Genomic DNA, 16659 nt, shown 5'->3' with positions numbered 1-16659 from the left:
GCGAGCATGGCCGGCCCGGGCAGTACGGCCGGCGAGCGCCACGACACGGTGGCCCTGGCCTGGATCAAGGCCCCCATCCTTGATTGCCTGGCGCAGGCGCGCCAGGCCCTGGAGCGTTTCTCGGCAGATCCTGGCGACCTGTCGATGCTGGCGTTCTTCGTCGACAACCTGCACCAGGTGCACGGTTGCCTGCACCTGCTCGAATTACCGGGCGCGACGCGCCTGGCCGAAGAACTGGAGCTGCTTGGGCGGGCCATGGCCGAGGGCCAGGTGAGCCCCCGGGGCGACTGCCTGGGCGCGCTGTTCCGAGGGCTCGAGCAACTGCCGCCCTACCTGGATCGCCTGCGCGGGGCACGCCACGACCTGCCCTTGGTGGTCATGCCCCTGCTCAACCAGCTGCGGATCTGCCGCGGTGCCGAACCCCTGGCCCAAGGCAGCCTGCTGGGCGACCTCGGGCAGCGTCTGGCTGGCGCGGCGGACCTGGCCAACCTCGACCTTTCCCTGGGGAGCTGGCGTGAACACATGCAGGCCGGCCCAGGGCGCGACGCGCTGCGTTCGGTGGTGATGGCGCTGTGCGATGACCTGATGCGCATCAAGGACCGTCTCGATCCCTTTGTCAGTGGCGAGCATCCGCCACGCGAACCTCTGGAGACGTTGCTGCCGCCCCTGCGCCATGTCGCCGACACTCTGGCAGTGCTGGGTTTCCAGCAGCCACGCCGGGTGATTATCGACCAGGTGCTGGCGCTGCAGGCGCAGGTCGAGAAGGACGGCGCGGTGGACGAGGCGCTGTTGATGGATGTCGCCGGGGCGCTGTTGTACGTCGAGGCGACCCTCAACGGCATGGTCGGCCCGCTGGAGGAAACCTCGCCAGGCAACCTGCCGGGTTCGGACCTGGCCGAGATTCGCCAACTGGTACTCAACGAGTCGCTCAATGTGCTGCAGCAGGCCAAGGACCTGATCGGCGACTGCCTGGAGTCGGACTGGTCGCGTCCGCGCCTGCAGGCCTTGCCCGGGTTGTTGCAGCAGGTGCGCGGGGCGTTGGCGATGCTGATGCTGCCGGCTGCCGCCGAAGTGTTCGGTGGGTGCGCGGGATATGTGCAGGGCTGGCTGGGCCATGTGGAGGACGAGCCGCTGCCCGATGAGCTGGCCCATCTGGCCGATGCCCTGTGCGCCGGCGAGGCCTGGTTGCAGTGGCGGGTGGCCGATCCACTGGCCGATGCCCAGCGTTTCATCGACATGGCCCACGCCAGCCTGACCTCCCTGGGCGTGCAATGCCCGCGCCTCGAACGACCTTCGGCTGGCGCCCGGACAGCGGACGGCATCGATGACGAGTTGCGCGAGGTGTTTCTCGAAGAGGCCGGCGAACTGTTGCCTGAAATCGAGCGCCAATGGCTGCGTTGGCGTGCCGACAACGGTTTGCGTGATTCATTGATCGAGGTGCGTCGCGCGCTGCATACGCTCAAGGGCAGCGGGCGGATGGTCCACGCAGAGGCCGTGGCGGAGCTTGCCTGGGGCGCCGAGCACCTGCTGAACCGGGTGCTGGAGGGGCGCATCACGCTGAGCGCCGAAGGCCTGGTCGCCTTGCAGCAGGTCTTCGTGCGCCTGCCCGACCTGCTCGCCGATTTTGCCGCCAGCCAGCTGCCGCCCACTGCGGAGATCGAGCAACTGGCCGGGCATCTGCACGCGCTGGCGCTCAACGATACGCCGGCCAGTGCCAGCATCGACGGTCTCGATCCGCAGCTGCTGGAGATTTTCCGTAACGAGGCCCAAGGGCACCTGGCCGGGCTCGATGCTTTCCTGCAGGTGGCTGATGCTCAAGGCACAGTGGTCAGCGACAGCCTGCAACGTGCCTTGCACACCCTCAAGGGCAGCGCCGCCATGGCCGGCGTGATGCCGGTGGCGGAGCTGGCCACCGCGCTCGACCGTCTGGTGCGCGAATACAAAGGTCATCACCTGCCTTTGCAGCAGGCCGAGACCGAACTGCTGGAGGCTGCGCGTACACTGTTCCACCTGGGGCTGGCCCAGCTGGACAGCACGCCATTGGCTGCCATTGTGGGGGCTGCGGCGTTGATCGAGCAGGTCGGGCAAACGGTCGATGCCAGGCTGGCCAGGCATCAGGCCGAGGTGCTCCCGGCACGCCGGGCCCGGCGTGACCCGCAACTGACGGCCACTTTCCTGACCCTGGGCATGGATATCCTGCTCGACGCCGAGGCGCGGCTGGCCAATTGGCAGGCCGACCCCACGCAGCATCATGAGCTGCACCTGTTGCTCGAGGAAATGACCACCCTCAGCCATGGCGCGCACCAGGCCGAGCTGTGGCAGGTGGATGAAGTCTGCGAAGGGCTGCTCGACCTGTATGGCGCGGTCGAAGAGGGCAGCCTTGCGGTGACGCCGCGTTTCTTCGCAATCGCCCGGCAGGCCCACGAAGCGCTGTTCGACCTGTTCGACGAAATCGCCGCCGGGCAGGATCCGACCGCCCGCCCCGATTGCCTGGCCGCCTTGCATGGCTTGCTTGACGATGCCCTCGACCCGGCGGCCCTGGGGCTGGTCGGCGCAGCTGGCGCGACAACGCTGCCTATCGCAGGTCAGCTACCGGACCCCGCGGTCGTCGAACTGTTCCTCGAGGAAGCCGCCGATATTCTCGAGGGTGCCGACCAGGCGCTGCGGCAATGGAAGGACGATCCCGAAAGCCTGTCACCGCTGTCTGCGTTGCAACATGATGTGCTGACCCTCAAGGGCGGCGCGCAGATGGCTGCGATCGGTGCCATCGAAGTGCTTGCCCAGGAGCTCGCGCTGCTCTACGAAGGGCTGGTGGACCGGCGGATCGGGGCAAGCCTGGGGCTGTTCGAGTTGCTCGCACGCAGCCATGACACCCTGGCCGAGATGCTGCGCAGCTTGCGCGAGGGCCAGCCACCGCTGTCGGCGGTGGAGTTGCTGGGTGAGCTGCGCGATTTCCGCCACAACGCTCCGCCCCCTGGCCCGGCCGAGGCGCAGGACGACACGCAGGAAAGCGAAGGCGACCAGGAACTGCTGGAGGTTTTCCTCGAGGAGAGCTCCGATATCCTCGAAAGCGCGGCCCAGTCCCTGGCGCGCTGGCAGGCCGACCCGCGCAACACGGTCGAGGTGGAGAACCTGTTGCGCGACCTGCATACCCTCAAGGGTGGGGCGCGCATGGTCGAGATCGCCGCCATCGGCGACCTGGCCCATGAGCTGGAATTTCTCTACGAGCTGCTGGCGGCCGCACGGCTGCCGTCGACGCCGGCTTTGTTCAGCCTGCTGCAGAACTGCCATGACCGCCTGGCGCACATGCTCGACGCGGCGCGCCTGGGCGAGCCGCTGCATGCGGCGACGGCGCTGATCGACTATATCCGCAACTTCTCCAGCGCCGCGCTGACCGACAGCGCCGCCGGGCAGCCCCAGGCCGAGCCCGCCCCGGCCGAAGCCCCGGCTATCGCGCCCGAGCGGGCCGGGGACATGGTCAAGGTCGATGCCGAACTGCTTGACGACCTGGGCAACCTGGCCGGCGAGCATTCTGTGATCCGCGGGCGCATCGAGCAGCAGGTCAACGATGCGCAGTTCGCCCTCAACGAAATGGAAACCACGCTGGAGCGCATGCGCGACCAACTGCTGCGCCTGGATATCGAGACCCAGGGGCGGATCTCCAGCCGGCACCAGTTCGAGGGTGATGCCTATGACGACTTCGACCCACTGGAGATGGATCGCCATTCGCAGTTGCAGCAGTTGTCGCGGGCGCTGTTCGAGTCCACTTCAGACTTGCTCGACCTCAAGGAAACCCTGCTGCAGCGGGCCCAGGAGGCGCACAGCCTGTTGCAGCAGCAGGCGCGGGTCAACAGCCAGTTGCAAGAGGGGCTGACCGCCACCTTGATGGTACCGTTCGAACGCCTGGTGCCGCGTTTGCAACGGGTGGTGCGGCAGGTGGCGAGCGAGCTGGGCAAGCAGGTCGAGCTGGTGGTCGGCAATGCCGAGGGCGAGCTGGACCGCAGCGTGCTCGAACGCATGGTCGCGCCGCTGGAGCACATGCTGCGCAATGCCGTCGACCATGGCCTGGAAGGCCGCGAGGCGCGCCTGGCAGCCGACAAGCCGGAGCAGGGCACCATCCACCTGAACCTGCTGCACGAAGGCGCTGACATTGTCATCGAGATGAGCGACGACGGTGCCGGGGTGCCGCTGGAGGCGGTGCGCAACAAGGCGATCAAACGCGGCCTGCTCGATCCGCAGGCGCGTCTGAGCGACCACGAGATCCTGCAGTTCATCCTGCGCCCGGGGTTTTCCACGGCCGAGAAGATCACCCAGATCTCCGGGCGCGGCCTGGGCATGGACGTGGTCCATGAAGAGGTCAAGCAGCTGGGCGGTTCGATGAGCATCGAGTCCAGCCCCGGCAAGGGCGCGCGCTTCCTGATCCGCCTGCCGTTCACCGTGTCGGTGAACCGGGCGCTGATGGTGCATGTGGAGGATGAGCAATACGCTATTGGGCTGAACACCATCGAGGGCATCGTGCGCGTGCCGCCAGCGGAGCTGGAAGCCTGCTACCGGCTGGACCCGCCACGCTACAGCTATGCCGGGCATGACTACGCGCTGCGTTACCTCGGCGAACTGTTGCAGGAGGGCACGCAACCCAACCTGTTGGGCCAGAGCGTACCGCTGCCGGTGCTGCTCACCCATTCCCATGAGCAATCGTTCGCGATCCAGGTCGACAGCCTGTCGCCCAGCCGCGAGATCGTGGTCAAGAGCCTGGGCCCGCAGTTCGCGGCGGTGCCGGGGCTGTCCGGTGCCACCCTGCTTGGCGACGGGCGGGTGGTGCTGATTCTCGATCTGCTCGGCCAGTTGCGTGGCCAGCAGCGGCGCCTGGCGCGCCTGCCAGGCGTAGCGCAGGGGCAACATCTGCTGACTGGTCCCGTGCCGCGTCGGCCACTGCTGGTGATGGTGGTGGACGACTCGGTGACCGTGCGCAAGGTCACCAGCCGCCTGCTCGAACGCCACGGTATGAGTGTGCTGACCGCCAAGGACGGGGTGGATGCCATGGCGCTGCTCGAAGAGCACCGCCCGGACGTGTTGCTGCTGGACATCGAGATGCCGCGCATGGACGGTTTCGAGGTGGCCACGCGCATCCGCCGCGACGAGCGCCTGGCACAGTTGCCGATCATCATGATCACCTCGCGCACCGGGCAGAAGCACCGCGACCGGGCCATGGCCATTGGCGTCAACGAATACCTCGGCAAGCCCTACCAGGAGTCGGTCCTGTTGCAGAGCATCGCCCACTGGAGCCAACCCCATGCTTGAACATATCGCCGGCCAGCGCAGCAGCCTCACCGGCCTGCTGCTGCCCCTGGGCGACCGCACCCTGGTACTGCCCAACGTGGCGGTGGCTGAATTGATTGGTCATCGCGCCATCGCCTGCGAGCCAGGCGAGCCGGCCTGGCACCTGGGCTGGGTGGACTGGCGCCAGCAGCGTTTGCCGTTGATCGGTTTCGAGGCGGCCTGTGGCGGGCAGACCACCTGCGGAGAGCGGGCACGGGTGGTGGTGCTCAATGCACTGGGCGATACCGGCCTGCGCTTCCTGGCGTTGCTGCTGCAGGGTATACCGCGCTCGTGCAAGCTCGACAGCCAGTTGAACTATGTTGATGTGCCGCTGGCCGCGCTGGAGCTGGCGGCAGTGCAGGTGGGCGAGCAGGTGGCGCGGGTGCCGGACCTGGCCGGGCTGGAAAGATTGGTGCGTGACGCTGATCTGCAATCTGTAGCTGGCTAGGATAATGGTAGAACGGGCCCTATCACGGGGCTCAGGAACCCTGACCGCTGCGCGAGGTCTGTGCTTGCATGTATTACGGTGAACGCTTCAACGCCTGGACCCACCTGGTCGGCGCGGTACTGGCCTGCATTGGCGCGGTCTGGCTGATCGTCGTGGCGGGCCTGCAGGGCGATCCCTGGAAGATCGTCAGTTTCTCCATCTACGGTTTCACCCTGCTGTTGCTCTACAGCATCTCCACCCTCTACCACAGCACCCGCGGGCGGGCGAAGCGGGTCATGCGCAAGCTCGACCACCTGTCCATCTACCTGTTGATCGCCGGCAGCTACACCCCGTTCTGCCTGGTGAGCCTGCGCGGCCCCTGGGGCTGGAGCCTGTTCGGGGTGGTCTGGGGGTTGGCGCTGATCGGCATGTTGCAGGAGATCAAGCCGCGCTCGGAGGCGCGGATCCTGTCGATCGTCATCTACGCATTGATGGGCTGGATTGTGCTGGTGGCGGTCAAACCGCTGCTGCACAGCCTGGGTGCAGCGGGCTTCGCCTGGCTGGCGGCCGGCGGTGTGTTCTACACCGTCGGCATTATTTTCTTCGCCTTCGACAGCCGATTCCGCCACTGGCACGGCATCTGGCACCTGTTCGTGATTGCCGGCAGCCTGATGCACTTTGTCGCGGTATCTTTCTACGTGCGTTAGAAGTCGCCCCACAGTTGCTGTGCCACCGACAGTGCTACCACTGGGGCGGTTTCGGTGCGCAGCACGCGAGGGCCGAGGCGGGCGGCGTGGCAGCCGGCGGCCTTGGCCTGCTCGACTTCCGCTTCGCTCAGACCGCCCTCGGGGCCGATCAGGAAGGCCAGCCTGGCCGGTTTGGCATGGCTGGTCAGTGGCTCGGCCACCGGGTGTAGCACCAGCTTGAGGTCGGCTTCGGTGCTTTTCAGCCACTCGGCCAGGGTCACGGGCGGGTGGATCACCGGCAAGGTCGAGCGCCCGCACTGCTCGCAGGCACTGACAGCCACCTGGCGCCAGTGGGCCAGGCGCTTGTCGGCGCGTTCGTCCTTCAGGCGTACTTCGCAGCGTTCGCTGACGATCGGGGTGATTTCATTGACGCCCAGCTCGGTGGCTTTCTGGATTGCCCAGTCCATGCGCTCGCCGCGGGAGAGGCCCTGGCCGAGGTGGATGTGCAAAGGCGAGTCGGCCTGGCCGGGGAGGGCCTGGTCGAGGCTGACGCGCACGGTTTTCTTGCCGACTTCGAGCAGTTGGCCGAGGTATTCCTGGCCGCTGCCGTCGAACAGCTGCACGGCGTCGCCAGCGGCCATGCGCAGCACGCGGCCAATGTAGTGGGCCTGGGCTTCGGGGAGCTCGTGCTCGCCAAGGCCCAGTGGGGCGTCGATGAAGAAGCGGGAGAGTCTCATGGGCTTGCTCTGGAAAAAGGCTGACGCAGATCCTGTAGGAGCGGACGAGCCGGCACCTACAGGTTTCGGGTTGGTCTGGGGCTAGCCCGGATCGCGGAAGTCCGGATGGAAGTCGGCCGGCACGGCAACGCTGACCTTGTCGCGGGTAGCGATATCGATCCCTTCGCTGGCCACCTCGGCCAGGAAGTCGATCTGCTCGGGTGTGATCACGTAAGGCGGCAGGAAATACACCACGCTGCCCAGCGGGCGCAACAGCGCGCCACGGCTCAGGGCGTGCTCGAAGACCTTCAGGCCGCGGCGCTCCTGCCAGGGGTAGGCGGCCTTGGTGGCCTTGTCCTGGACCATCTCGATGGCCAGGACCATGCCGGTCTGGCGGATCTCGGCGACGTGGGCATGGTCGGTCAGGTGCGCGGTGGCGCTGGCCATGCGCGCCGACAAGGCCTTGTTGGCCTCGATCACGTTGTCCTGCTCGAAGATGTCCAAAGTGGCCAGGGCCGCGGCGCAGGCCAGCGGGTTGCCGGTGTAGCTGTGCGAGTGCAGGAAGGCACGCAGGGTCGGATAGTCGTCGTAGAACGCCTGGTAGACCTTGTCGGTGGTCAGGCAGGCGGCCAACGGCAGGTAGCCGCCGGTCAGGGCCTTGGACAGGCACAGGAAGTCCGGGGTGATGCCGGCCTGCTCACAGGCGAACATCGTGCCGGTGCGGCCGAAGCCGACGGCGATCTCATCATGGATCAGGTGCACGTCGTAACGGTCGCAGGCCTCGCGCAGCAGCTTGAGGTACACCGGGTGGTACATGCGCATGCCGCCGGCGCCCTGGATCAGCGGTTCGACGATCACCGCGGCGATGCTGGCGTGGTGTTCGGCCAGGGTCTGCTCCATGGCCGCGAACATGTTCCGCGAGTGTTCTTCCCAGCCCATGCCTTCCGGGCGCAGGTAGCAGTCCGGGCTTGGCACCTTGATGGTGTCCAGCAGCAACGCCTTGTAGGTTTCGGTGAACAGCGGCACGTCGCCCACCGACATCGCGGCGATGGTCTCGCCATGGTAGCTGTTGGTCAGAGTGACGAAGCGCTTCTTCTGCGCTTTGCCGGTGTTCTGCCAGTAGTGGAAGCTCATCTTCAGCGCCACTTCGATGCACGACGAGCCATTGTCGCCGTAGAACACCCGCTCCAGGCCGGCCGGGGTGATCGCCACCAGGCGTTCGGACAGCTCGATCACCGGCTGGTGGCTGAAGCCGGCGAGGATCACATGTTCGAGCTGGTCGACCTGGTCCTTGATGCGCTGGTTGATGCGCGGGTTGGCATGGCCGAAAGCGTTGACCCACCATGAGCTGACGGCGTCCAGGTAGCGTTTGCCCTCGAAGTCCTCCAGCCACACGCCCTCGCCGCGCTTGATCGGAATCAGCGGCAGCTGTTCGTGGTCTTTCATCTGGGTGCAGGGGTGCCAGAGGACCTTCAGGTCGCGCTGCATCCACTGATCGTTGAGGCCCATGGGCACTTCTCCTGGCGTTACGGCTCGGTTTGACCGCGTAAGCCTAAGCAATGCCGGGGGGCAGGACAACCGCTCAATGTCGCCAGGCGGGGCGCCATTCCAGTTGGCGGATATGCACCGTGCACTGCGGCAGGGTGGACAGGGCCAAGCGGTCGAGCGGGCCGGGCACGTCGTGCCAGGAGGTGCCGTGGGTGCCGGGGCCGGGCGTGAACTCGGTGTAGTCCTGGTCGCGCAGGGTCAACCAGTAGGCGGTCGAGACGGCCTTGCCGAGCGTGTTGATGTCCACTTCGAGCAGCAGGCAATCGACCGTCTGGCCGAAGATGAACTCGATATCGCACTGGCCATGGATGATCAATTCCGTGCCGATCCGCCCCTCGTCGGTCTGATAGCGCGCGCTGTAGACAATGCCATTGGACACGATGCTCAGGCCGGTGGGCGCGCGCCAGGTGCATTCGGGCAGCGGCGCCGAAGGCGTCCACCTGGCAAAGTCTTCGGTGTAGATCACTGCTGTTCCCCGGCTCGATGCTTGAATGCCAGCCAAGGCTGCACGACCCGGCCAACTACCGCCACTGACAAAATTACCAGTTGCCAAAGGCACTTGATGTCACTGCGGTGGCAGGGTGGGCAGAGGTGACGTATTCTTAACGCATCTCTCCCGGGGCATTGTTCCCCGTCTCTTCTATCGCTTCTCTAACCGGAGTTCGCCATCATGGCTGCTGCTTGGGTGCGCCTGTGCGCGTTGGTATTGATCGGGGTGACCAGCGGCGTCGCGCTGGCCAAGGACAAGACGGCAATCGTCGTCGGTGGTGGCCTGGCGGGTCTGACCGCGGCCTACGAGCTGCAGAGCAAGGGCTGGCAGGTAACCCTGCTGGAAGCCAAGTCGGGCATGGGCGGGCGTTCGGGCCTGGCCACCAGCGAGTGGGTCGGCAACAGCAAGACCCAGCCGGTGCTCAACCAGTACCTGGAGCAGTTCAAGGTCGCCACCCTGCCGGCCCCGGAGTTCGTGCGCAACCCCGGCTACCTGATCGATGGTGAATATTTCAGCGCCATCGATCTGGCGGCCAAGCAGCCGGCCACTGCCGAAGCGCTCAAACGCTACGAGAAAACCCTCGACGACCTGGCCCGTTCCATCGAAGACCCGCTCAATCCTGCGGCAAACAGCACCCTGTTCGCCCTCGACCAGATGAACGTGTCCACCTGGCTCGACAAGCTGCAGTTGCCAGCTACCGCCCGCCAGTTGGTCAACCAGCAGATCCGCACCCGTTATGACGAACCGTCGCGCCTGTCGCTGCTGTATTTCGCCCAGCAGGGCCGGGTCTACCGCAATGTCAGCGACCGTGACCTGCGCGCCGCGCGCCTGCCTGGTGGCAGCCCGGTGTTGGCCCAGGCCTTCGTCAAGCAGCTGAAAACCATCAAGACCAGCTCGCCGGTCACCGCCATCGTCCAGGACAAGGACGGTGTGACCGTCAAGGTCGGCGGCGTCGGCTACCAGGCTGACTATCTGGTCATGGCCGTACCGCTGCGTGCACTGGCCAAGATCCAGATGACCCCGGGCCTGGACGGGCAGCACCTGGCCGCCTTGAAGGGCACCAACTACGGCTGGCGCGACCAGCTGATGCTCAAGTTCAAGAACCCGGTATGGGAAAGCCGTGCACGCATGTCCGGCGAGATCTTCAGCAACACTGGCCTGGGCATGCTGTGGATCGAGCCGGCGCTCAAGGGCGGCGCCAACGTGGTGATCAACCTGTCCGGCGATAACGCCCGCTTGCTCCAGGCTTTCGGTGACAAGCAGATGGTCGACCAGGTGCTGATCCGCCTGCACGCCTTCTACCCACAGGCACGCGGCGCCTTCACCGGTTATGAGATCCGCCGCTACAGCACCGACGCCGGCATGGGCGGTGCCTACCTGGCCTACGGCCCGGGGCAGATCAGCAAATACTGGCGCCTGTGGGAGCGCCCGGTACAACGGATCGCTTTTGCCGGCGAACACACCGATGCGCTTTACCCAGGTACCCTCGAAGGGGCCCTGCGTAGCGGCCAGCGTGCCGCGGGGCAGGTCCAGGATCTGGCGGCGGGCAAGTCCTTCGACCCGGCCAAGGCTGCATCGGTAGCCGCCGCGGCGGCTACTGGAGCGGCCGGCGCTGCGGCCGCGAAGGACAAAGGTGGGTTCTTCTCCAACCTGTTCGGCGGCTCGTCCGACAAGGCCCCCGCCAAGGCAGAGCCAGTGAAGGTCGAGCAGGCCAAGCCGGACAAGCCGGGCTTCTTCTCGCGCCTGTTTGGTGGCGGTGACCAGCCAGAGGTAAAGGCTGCGCCGATCGCCAAGGCCGAAGAGGTTGCACCGGTGCCTGCACCGGCACCCGTGCCGGTCGCTCCGGCGCCTGTGGCCAAGGATGAACCGGTGAAACCTGCCGTCACCAAGCCCATTCAAGCCAAGCCTGCGGCCAAGCAGGCCCACAAGCCTGCAGCCAAACCGGCGCCGGTGAAGAAGGCCACCGCCAAGTCGGAACCGGCCAAGAAGCCGGTGGTCAACAGCCAGGCCAAAGCCGGCTGATCTCGGTATAGCCGCCAGCGCGGGGCCCTGTGTGAGCGGGCTTGCCCCGCGATGGCGTCGGATCTTCCAAACGTCTATCGTTAATGTTTCCTTAATAGGAAGATTGCAGAATTAATATCTGGTTTTTCGATAATCAGAAGCTGTTTTTTACGCTTTTATTCGATGCATTACGCGTTAGTCTTGTGCACAGCTTTCACGGGGAAATACGCCAATATGCAACTACGCAATTCATCTTCTCGCTATGGTCTGGTCAGTATCGTCCTGCACTGGGGCGTGGCGCTGGCGGTCTTCGGGCTGTTTGGCCTGGGCCTGTGGATGGTCGGCCTCGATTACTACGACCCATGGCGCAAGTCCGGCCCCGACCTGCACAAGAGCATCGGCCTGGTGTTGCTGGCACTGATGCTGTTGCGGGTAGTCTGGCGTTTCGTCAGCCCGCCGCCCCCGGCACCGGCCAACCATGGCAAGGTCACCCGGCTGGCCGCCAAGCTGGGCCATCTGGCGCTGTATCTGGGCCTGTTCGCGGTGATGATAGCGGGCTATCTGATTTCCACCGCCGACGGCGTGGGCATACCGGTGTTCGGCCTGTTCGACGTTCCCGCGCTGGTCAGCGACCTGCCCGACCAAGCCGACCTGGCGGGGGTGATCCACCTCTGGCTGGCCTGGGGCTTGGTGATTTTTGCCGTACTGCACGCATTGGCGGCACTGAAACATCATTTCATCGACCGTGACGCGACCCTGACCCGCATGCTGGGCCGCAAAGCTTGACTCTCAACCTCAATTGCAAAGGAAGGAAGTAAGGATGTTGAAAAAGACTTTTGCCGCTCTGGCGCTCGGTACCGCCCTGATCTCCGCCGGCCAGGCCATGGCCGCCGATTACAAGATCGACAAGGAAGGCCAGCACGCGTTCGTTGACTGGAAGATCAGCCACCTGGGCTACAGCTTCATCCACGGCACCTTCAAGGACTTCGACGGCAGCTTCACCTGGGACAGCGCCAAACCCGAGGCGAGCAAGATCAGCGTCGACCTGAAGACTGCCAGCCTGTGGTCCAACCACGCCGAGCGTGACAAGCACATCGCCAGCAAGGACTTCCTGGATGTCAAAAAATATCCAGAAGCCAAGTTCGTCTCCACCGGCGTCAAGTCGACCGGTGACAAGACTGCCGATGTGACCGGCGACCTGACCCTGCACGGTGTGACCAAGCCGGTCACCTTCAAGGCCGTGTTCAATGGCGAGGGCAAGGACCCATGGGGCGGCGAGCGCGCTGGCTTCAACGCCACCACCACGCTGAACCTGAACGACTTCGGCATCAAGGGCCCAGGCCCGACTTCGCAGACCCTGGACCTGGATATCAGCGTCGAAGGCGTGAAGCAGAAGTAATTCGCTTCGCCAGCAACAAAAACGCCGCCCATTGGGCGGCGTTTTTGTTGGCTTTGCATGGCCTCATCGCGGGGCAGGCCCGCGATGGCGGGCTCAGCCCTTGCGGGTCAGCAGCGCCGGGCGCTCACCGCGTGGGCGGCTTGGCAGGTCGTCCAGTTGCTCGGGCGTCGGGTAACGGTCGAGCTTGGATTCCTTGCGGATGATCACCGGTGCGCTCTGCGACTCGCGCGGGTTGCGCACGGCCGGTTCCTGGCGGGACGAGTCTTCACGGCGAGCACGGCCGCCGTTGTTGTCGCGTCGGGCGCCACCATTGCTGCCGCCGCCGTTGCGTGGGCGCTTTTCACCGGAGCCCTGGCCCTGGCGCTGCTGGCCATTGCCACGGCCTTGGGCTTGACCCTGGCCGCCACCGCCACCGCCACCGCCACCACTGCGCTGGCCTTGCCCTTGGGCTTGGCCGCCGTTGCCGCCTGGGCGACGATTGCGCCCCTGGTTCTTGGCATTCTGGTAGGGACTTACGTAGTCGGCGCGGTTGCCGAAGTTGTCGACGTCGTCGTCGAGGAACTCTTCAGGGTCGCGATTGGGTGCGGCGACAGGCGCGGCTTTCTGGCCGTTGTTCTGCTGCTGGCGTGGCTTCTGGTCGCGCGGCTTGCGCTGCTGGCCCTGCTGCTGTTTCTCGCCGGACTTGTCCTTTTCCGCGGACTTCTCGGACGAAGGCTTGTTGCGGCCTTTGTCCTTGCCCTTGTCCTTGCGTCCGCCACTGCCTTCCTTGCCGCCTTCGCCGCGAGGTTGCTGGTTGCGGCCACCGCGGCCATTGTTCGGCTGGCGCTCGCGCACTTCGGGCTTCTCGGCCTCGACCTGCGACGCGTCAAAGCCCATCAGGTCACCATCCGGGATTTTCTGGCGGGTGACGCGCTCGATGCTCTTGAGCAGCTTTTCTTCGTCCGGCGCGACCATCGAAATGGCTTCACCGGAGCGACCGGCACGGCCCGTACGGCCGATGCGGTGAACGTAGTCTTCCTCGACGTTGGGCAGCTCGAAGTTGACCACGTGGGGCAACTGGTCGATGTCCAGGCCGCGGGCGGCGATGTCGGTGGCGACCAGCACGCGCACGGTGTTGGCCTTGAAGTCGGCCAGTGCCTTGGTGCGGGCGTTCTGGCTCTTGTTGCCGTGGATCGCCGCGGCGGTCAGGCCGTGCTTCTCGAGGTACTCGGCGAGGCGGTTGGCGCCGTGTTTGGTACGGGTGAACACCAGTACCTGTTCCCAGGCACCCAGGGTGATCAGGTGTGCCAGCAGGGCGCGTTTATGGCTGGCCGGCAGGCGGTAGACCCGCTGCTCGATACGCTCGACGGTGGTGTTGGGCGGCGTGACCTCGATGCGCTCGGGGTTGTGCAGCAGCTTGTCGGCGAGGTCGGTGATGTCCTTGGAGAAAGTCGCCGAGAACAGCAGGTTCTGGCGCTTGGCCGGCAGGCGCGCCAGCACTTTCTTGACGTCGTGGATGAAGCCCATGTCGAGCATGCGGTCGGCTTCGTCCAGCACCAGGATCTCGACCCGCGAGAGGTCGACGCTGCCCTGGCCGGCCAGGTCGAGCAGGCGGCCCGGGCAGGCGACCAGGACGTCGACGCCCTTGGCCATGGCCTGGACCTGCGGGTTCATGCCGACGCCGCCGAAGATGCAGGCGCTGATGAAGTTGAGGTCGCGGGCATAGACCTTGAAGCTGTCATGCACCTGGGCAGCCAGCTCGCGGGTGGGCGTCAGCACCAGCACGCGCGGCTGGCGCGGGCCATGGCGTTGCGATTTGTCGGGGTGGCCACCCGGGAACAGGCGCTCAAGAATAGGGAGCGCGAAGCCGCCGGTTTTACCAGTACCTGTCTGCGCGGCGACCATCAGGTCGCGACCTTGCAACACGGCGGGAATGGCCCGCTGTTGCACCGGAGTGGGCTGGGTATAGCCCGCTGCCTCGATAGCGCGGACTAGAGCCTCGGAGAGACCGAGGGAAGCAAAGGACATGGGCAATCCTGTTCTCGTGGGGGCTAGGCCCGATGGGGTGTTCTGCCTGGCGCGACGGGCATCGGAGGGATGCGATCGCGTCCGGTCCAGCTGGGCGTTCACTGCGCATCCTGGAACCGGCGGGCGGGCACCAAAGGTGCGCGGCTGCGGGTCGAGATGCCTGTTGCGAGGCCGAGCGTCCGGGCGTGAGCCGGGCGGGAAGGCCCGAGTATAACAGAGCAATCAGCGTGTGCCGCGTTCCTGCTGCTCAACGGCGAAAGGAAAATCCTGATTGCCGAGGTAGCGGGCACTGATCGCCGCATAGGCTGGCTCCTGTTTGAAGCGCCGCAGCTCCTCGCTGAAGGCCCGCGCCAACTGCTCGCGGCCGGGCTTGCGGGCCAGTCCCAGGTACTGCGGGCGACGGCTGACCACCAGGGGCAGCTCTTCCACGGTCTGCTCCAGGCCCAGTCGGCGGCTCACATAGCGGCCGACCCGGCGGTCGGTCACCAGCAGGTCGACGCGTCCGAGCGCCAGCTTGCCGAAGTTGGCCTCGTGGCTGGGCGCGGGTTCGCGGCGGAACAGCGGCGATTCGGCGAAAGTGCCGTCGTAGACGTAGCCCGGCGAGGTGCCGACGGTCAGCCCGGCCAGATCCTCGACGCGCTTGACCGGATGTGGCCGTGAACGCGCTTGGTAGAGGACGAACTCGACCTCGGACATCGGCTCGTCCGGATAGACCAGGTAGCCCTTGCGCGAGTCGACCTGGAAAATATCCATCACGGCATCCGCCAGGCCCTGTTCGACCATGGCCAGGCAGCGTTTCCAGGGCAGGAACTGCCACTGAACCTCGACGCCCAGGCGTTTGAACACCTCGTTGGTGATCTCGTAGTCGATGCCTTTGGCCTGGCCGTTCTCCTGGTAGAGGTAAGGGGCCCAGTCGTCGCTGACGATGCGCAGGCGTTCGGCATGGGCCAACGGGCTCAGGCCGGCGAGCAGCAACAGCAGGAGAGGGAGGATGAGCGTGCGCATGGCGTGAGAGTACGCTGCAAGCCCGGGCAAGACCAGTGAACGCTGGCTATGGAAACGTGCGGCGCGAGCGCGAACGAACAAGGCTTTGACCTGTGCCAAAGCCTTGTTCGCGACCATCAGCGTGGCAGCTTCAGGTTGTTCCAGATTGCCAGGCTCGGCTCGGCCTGGTTCAGGGTGTAGAAGTGCAGGCCCGGTGCGCCGCCTTGCAGCAGTTGTTCGCACATGCGGGTGATCACTTCCTCGCCGAACGCCTGGATGCTGGCGGTGTCGTCGGCATAGGCTTCCAGCTGCTTGCGGATCCAGCGTGGGATCTCGGCGCCGCAGGCGTCGGAGAAACGCGCCAGCTTGCTGTAGTTGGTGATCGGCATGATGCCCGGCACCACCGGGATCTCGACGCCCAGCTTCTGCGCACGCTCGACGAAATAGAAGTAGCTGTCGGCGTTGAAGAAGTACTGGGTGATGGCGCTGTCGGCACCGGCCTTGACCTTGTGCACGAAGTTGGCCAGGTCGCTCTCGAAATTGCGCGCCTGCGGGTGCATCTCCGGGTAGGCGGCGACTTCCAGGTGGAAGTGGTTGCCGGTTTCCTGGCGGATGAACTCGACCAGGTCGCTGGCGTAGCGCAGTTCGCCGCTGGCCATGCCCATGCCCGACGGCAGGTCGCCACGCAGGGCGACGATGCGCTTGATGCCGGCGGCCTGGTACTCGGCGAGCAGGGCGCGCAGGTCGTCCTTGCTGTCACCCACGCAGGACAGGTGCGGGGCGGCGGGGACTTTCACCTCATTTTCCAGCTGCAGCACAGTGTTGAGCGTGCGGTCGCGGGTCGAGCCACCGGCACCATAGGTGCAGGAGAAGAAGTCCGGGTTGTAGCTGGCCAGCTGGCGGGCAACGCCCATCAGCTTTTCGTGACCGGCATCGGTCTTGGTGGGGAAGAATTCGAAACTGTAGCGGCGTTCTTGTGACATCTCTGGTTCCTTCGGCAGTGAGCCTGGGCTGCTGCCTGCAAATAAAAGCCAGGACGGTGGGGGCCGGCCTGGCTCGGACATCGGTTCGAAACGTTGCCT

General features: G+C 65.6%; 12 protein-coding genes. 6 read left to right on the top strand and 6 right to left on the bottom strand.

The window, feature by feature from the left end; genetic code table 11:
- The first annotated feature begins 6 nt into the window (after window positions 1–6).
- The 3 genes from ABZO33_RS00445 (at window position 7) to trhA (ending at window position 6453) form a co-directional block, all read left to right on the top strand.
- Entirely contained in the window at window positions 7–5301 is a 5295-nt protein-coding gene (locus tag ABZO33_RS00445) for an Hpt domain-containing protein (protein WP_414534875.1), read from the top strand.
- Entirely contained in the window at window positions 5294–5767 is a 474-nt protein-coding gene (locus ABZO33_RS00440) for a chemotaxis protein CheW (RefSeq protein ID WP_414534437.1), read from the top strand. Before ABZO33_RS00445 ends, ABZO33_RS00440 begins: the two co-directional genes overlap by 8 nt.
- A gap of 68 nt (window positions 5768–5835) precedes the next feature.
- Complete coding sequence (gene trhA, locus ABZO33_RS00435; protein WP_414534436.1) at window positions 5836–6453, top strand: PAQR family membrane homeostasis protein TrhA; 618 nt, start codon at window positions 5836–5838, stop codon at window positions 6451–6453.
- Here the strand turns inward: trhA and ABZO33_RS00430 are convergent.
- The 3 genes from ABZO33_RS00430 to ABZO33_RS00420 all read right to left on the bottom strand — a co-directional run bounded on the left by ABZO33_RS00430 (window position 6450) and on the right by ABZO33_RS00420 (window position 9162).
- Complete coding sequence (locus ABZO33_RS00430) at window positions 6450–7169, bottom strand: 16S rRNA (uracil(1498)-N(3))-methyltransferase (RefSeq protein ID WP_258599736.1); 720 nt, start codon at window positions 7167–7169, stop codon at window positions 6450–6452. The genes trhA and ABZO33_RS00430 overlap by 4 nt on opposite strands.
- Before the next feature lie 81 nt (window positions 7170–7250).
- Window positions 7251–8657 (bottom strand): adenosylmethionine--8-amino-7-oxononanoate transaminase, encoded by a 1407-nt coding sequence (locus ABZO33_RS00425; protein WP_414534435.1) that lies wholly within the window; start codon window positions 8655–8657, stop codon window positions 7251–7253.
- Window positions 8658–8730: 73 nt separating this feature from the next.
- On the bottom strand, window positions 8731–9162 hold the full coding sequence (locus tag ABZO33_RS00420) for a hypothetical protein (RefSeq protein WP_414534434.1): 432 nt from the start codon (window positions 9160–9162) through the stop codon (window positions 8731–8733).
- A gap of 204 nt (window positions 9163–9366) precedes the next feature.
- On the opposite strand from ABZO33_RS00420, the gene ABZO33_RS00415 reads away from it, so the two are divergent.
- From ABZO33_RS00415 to ABZO33_RS00405, 3 genes are all read left to right on the top strand, one after another.
- Window positions 9367–11208: an FAD-dependent oxidoreductase gene (locus ABZO33_RS00415; RefSeq protein ID WP_414534433.1), complete on the top strand. Its 1842-nt coding sequence runs from the start codon at window positions 9367–9369 to the stop codon at window positions 11206–11208.
- Window positions 11209–11421: 213 nt separating this feature from the next.
- Entirely contained in the window at window positions 11422–11973 is a 552-nt protein-coding gene (locus ABZO33_RS00410; protein WP_094012344.1) for a cytochrome b, read from the top strand.
- A 34-nt stretch (window positions 11974–12007) separates the two neighbouring features.
- Window positions 12008–12586 carry a YceI family protein gene (locus tag ABZO33_RS00405; protein WP_414534432.1) on the top strand — a complete coding sequence of 193 codons (579 nt, stop codon included), beginning with the start codon at window positions 12008–12010 and terminating at the stop codon, window positions 12584–12586.
- A gap of 93 nt (window positions 12587–12679) precedes the next feature.
- Here ABZO33_RS00405 and ABZO33_RS00400 read toward each other — a convergent pair whose 3' ends face one another.
- The 3 genes from ABZO33_RS00400 to metF all read right to left on the bottom strand — a co-directional run bounded on the left by ABZO33_RS00400 (window position 12680) and on the right by metF (window position 16560).
- Entirely contained in the window at window positions 12680–14593 is a 1914-nt protein-coding gene (locus ABZO33_RS00400) for a DEAD/DEAH box helicase (RefSeq protein ID WP_414534431.1), read from the bottom strand.
- 222 nt (window positions 14594–14815) lie between these two features.
- A complete protein-coding gene (locus ABZO33_RS00395) occupies window positions 14816–15598 on the bottom strand; it encodes a substrate-binding periplasmic protein (RefSeq protein ID WP_414534430.1) in 783 nt (260 codons plus the stop codon).
- A gap of 116 nt (window positions 15599–15714) precedes the next feature.
- Window positions 15715–16560 (bottom strand): methylenetetrahydrofolate reductase [NAD(P)H], encoded by an 846-nt coding sequence (metF, locus tag ABZO33_RS00390; RefSeq protein ID WP_046853938.1) that lies wholly within the window; start codon window positions 16558–16560, stop codon window positions 15715–15717.
- Window positions 16561–16659: the final 99 nt, after the last annotated feature.

It is taken from the genome of Pseudomonas sp. CAM1A, from assembly GCF_047501685.1.
Classification (GTDB): domain Bacteria; phylum Pseudomonadota; class Gammaproteobacteria; order Pseudomonadales; family Pseudomonadaceae; genus Aquipseudomonas.
The sequence above is the reverse complement of the archived record's forward strand: the minus strand, read 5'-3'. Positions and strand labels throughout refer to the sequence as shown.

Coding starts and splice junctions, on each gene's coding strand:
- ABZO33_RS00440 (WP_414534437.1), top strand. CDS start 5,294: ATGCTTGAACATATCGCCGGCCAGCGCAGCAGCCTCACCGGCCTGCTG.
- trhA (WP_414534436.1), top strand. CDS start 5,836: ATGTATTACGGTGAACGCTTCAACGCCTGGACCCACCTGGTCGGCGCG.
- ABZO33_RS00400 (WP_414534431.1), bottom strand. CDS start 14,593: ATGTCCTTTGCTTCCCTCGGTCTCTCCGAGGCTCTAGTCCGCGCTATC.
- ABZO33_RS00405 (WP_414534432.1), top strand. CDS start 12,008: ATGTTGAAAAAGACTTTTGCCGCTCTGGCGCTCGGTACCGCCCTGATC.
- metF (WP_046853938.1), bottom strand. CDS start 16,560: ATGTCACAAGAACGCCGCTACAGTTTCGAATTCTTCCCCACCAAGACC.
- ABZO33_RS00410 (WP_094012344.1), top strand. CDS start 11,422: ATGCAACTACGCAATTCATCTTCTCGCTATGGTCTGGTCAGTATCGTC.
- ABZO33_RS00415 (WP_414534433.1), top strand. CDS start 9,367: ATGGCTGCTGCTTGGGTGCGCCTGTGCGCGTTGGTATTGATCGGGGTG.
- ABZO33_RS00445 (WP_414534875.1), top strand. CDS start 7: ATGGCCGGCCCGGGCAGTACGGCCGGCGAGCGCCACGACACGGTGGCC.
- ABZO33_RS00430 (WP_258599736.1), bottom strand. CDS start 7,169: ATGAGACTCTCCCGCTTCTTCATCGACGCCCCACTGGGCCTTGGCGAG.
- ABZO33_RS00425 (WP_414534435.1), bottom strand. CDS start 8,657: ATGGGCCTCAACGATCAGTGGATGCAGCGCGACCTGAAGGTCCTCTGG.
- ABZO33_RS00395 (WP_414534430.1), bottom strand. CDS start 15,598: ATGCGCACGCTCATCCTCCCTCTCCTGCTGTTGCTGCTCGCCGGCCTG.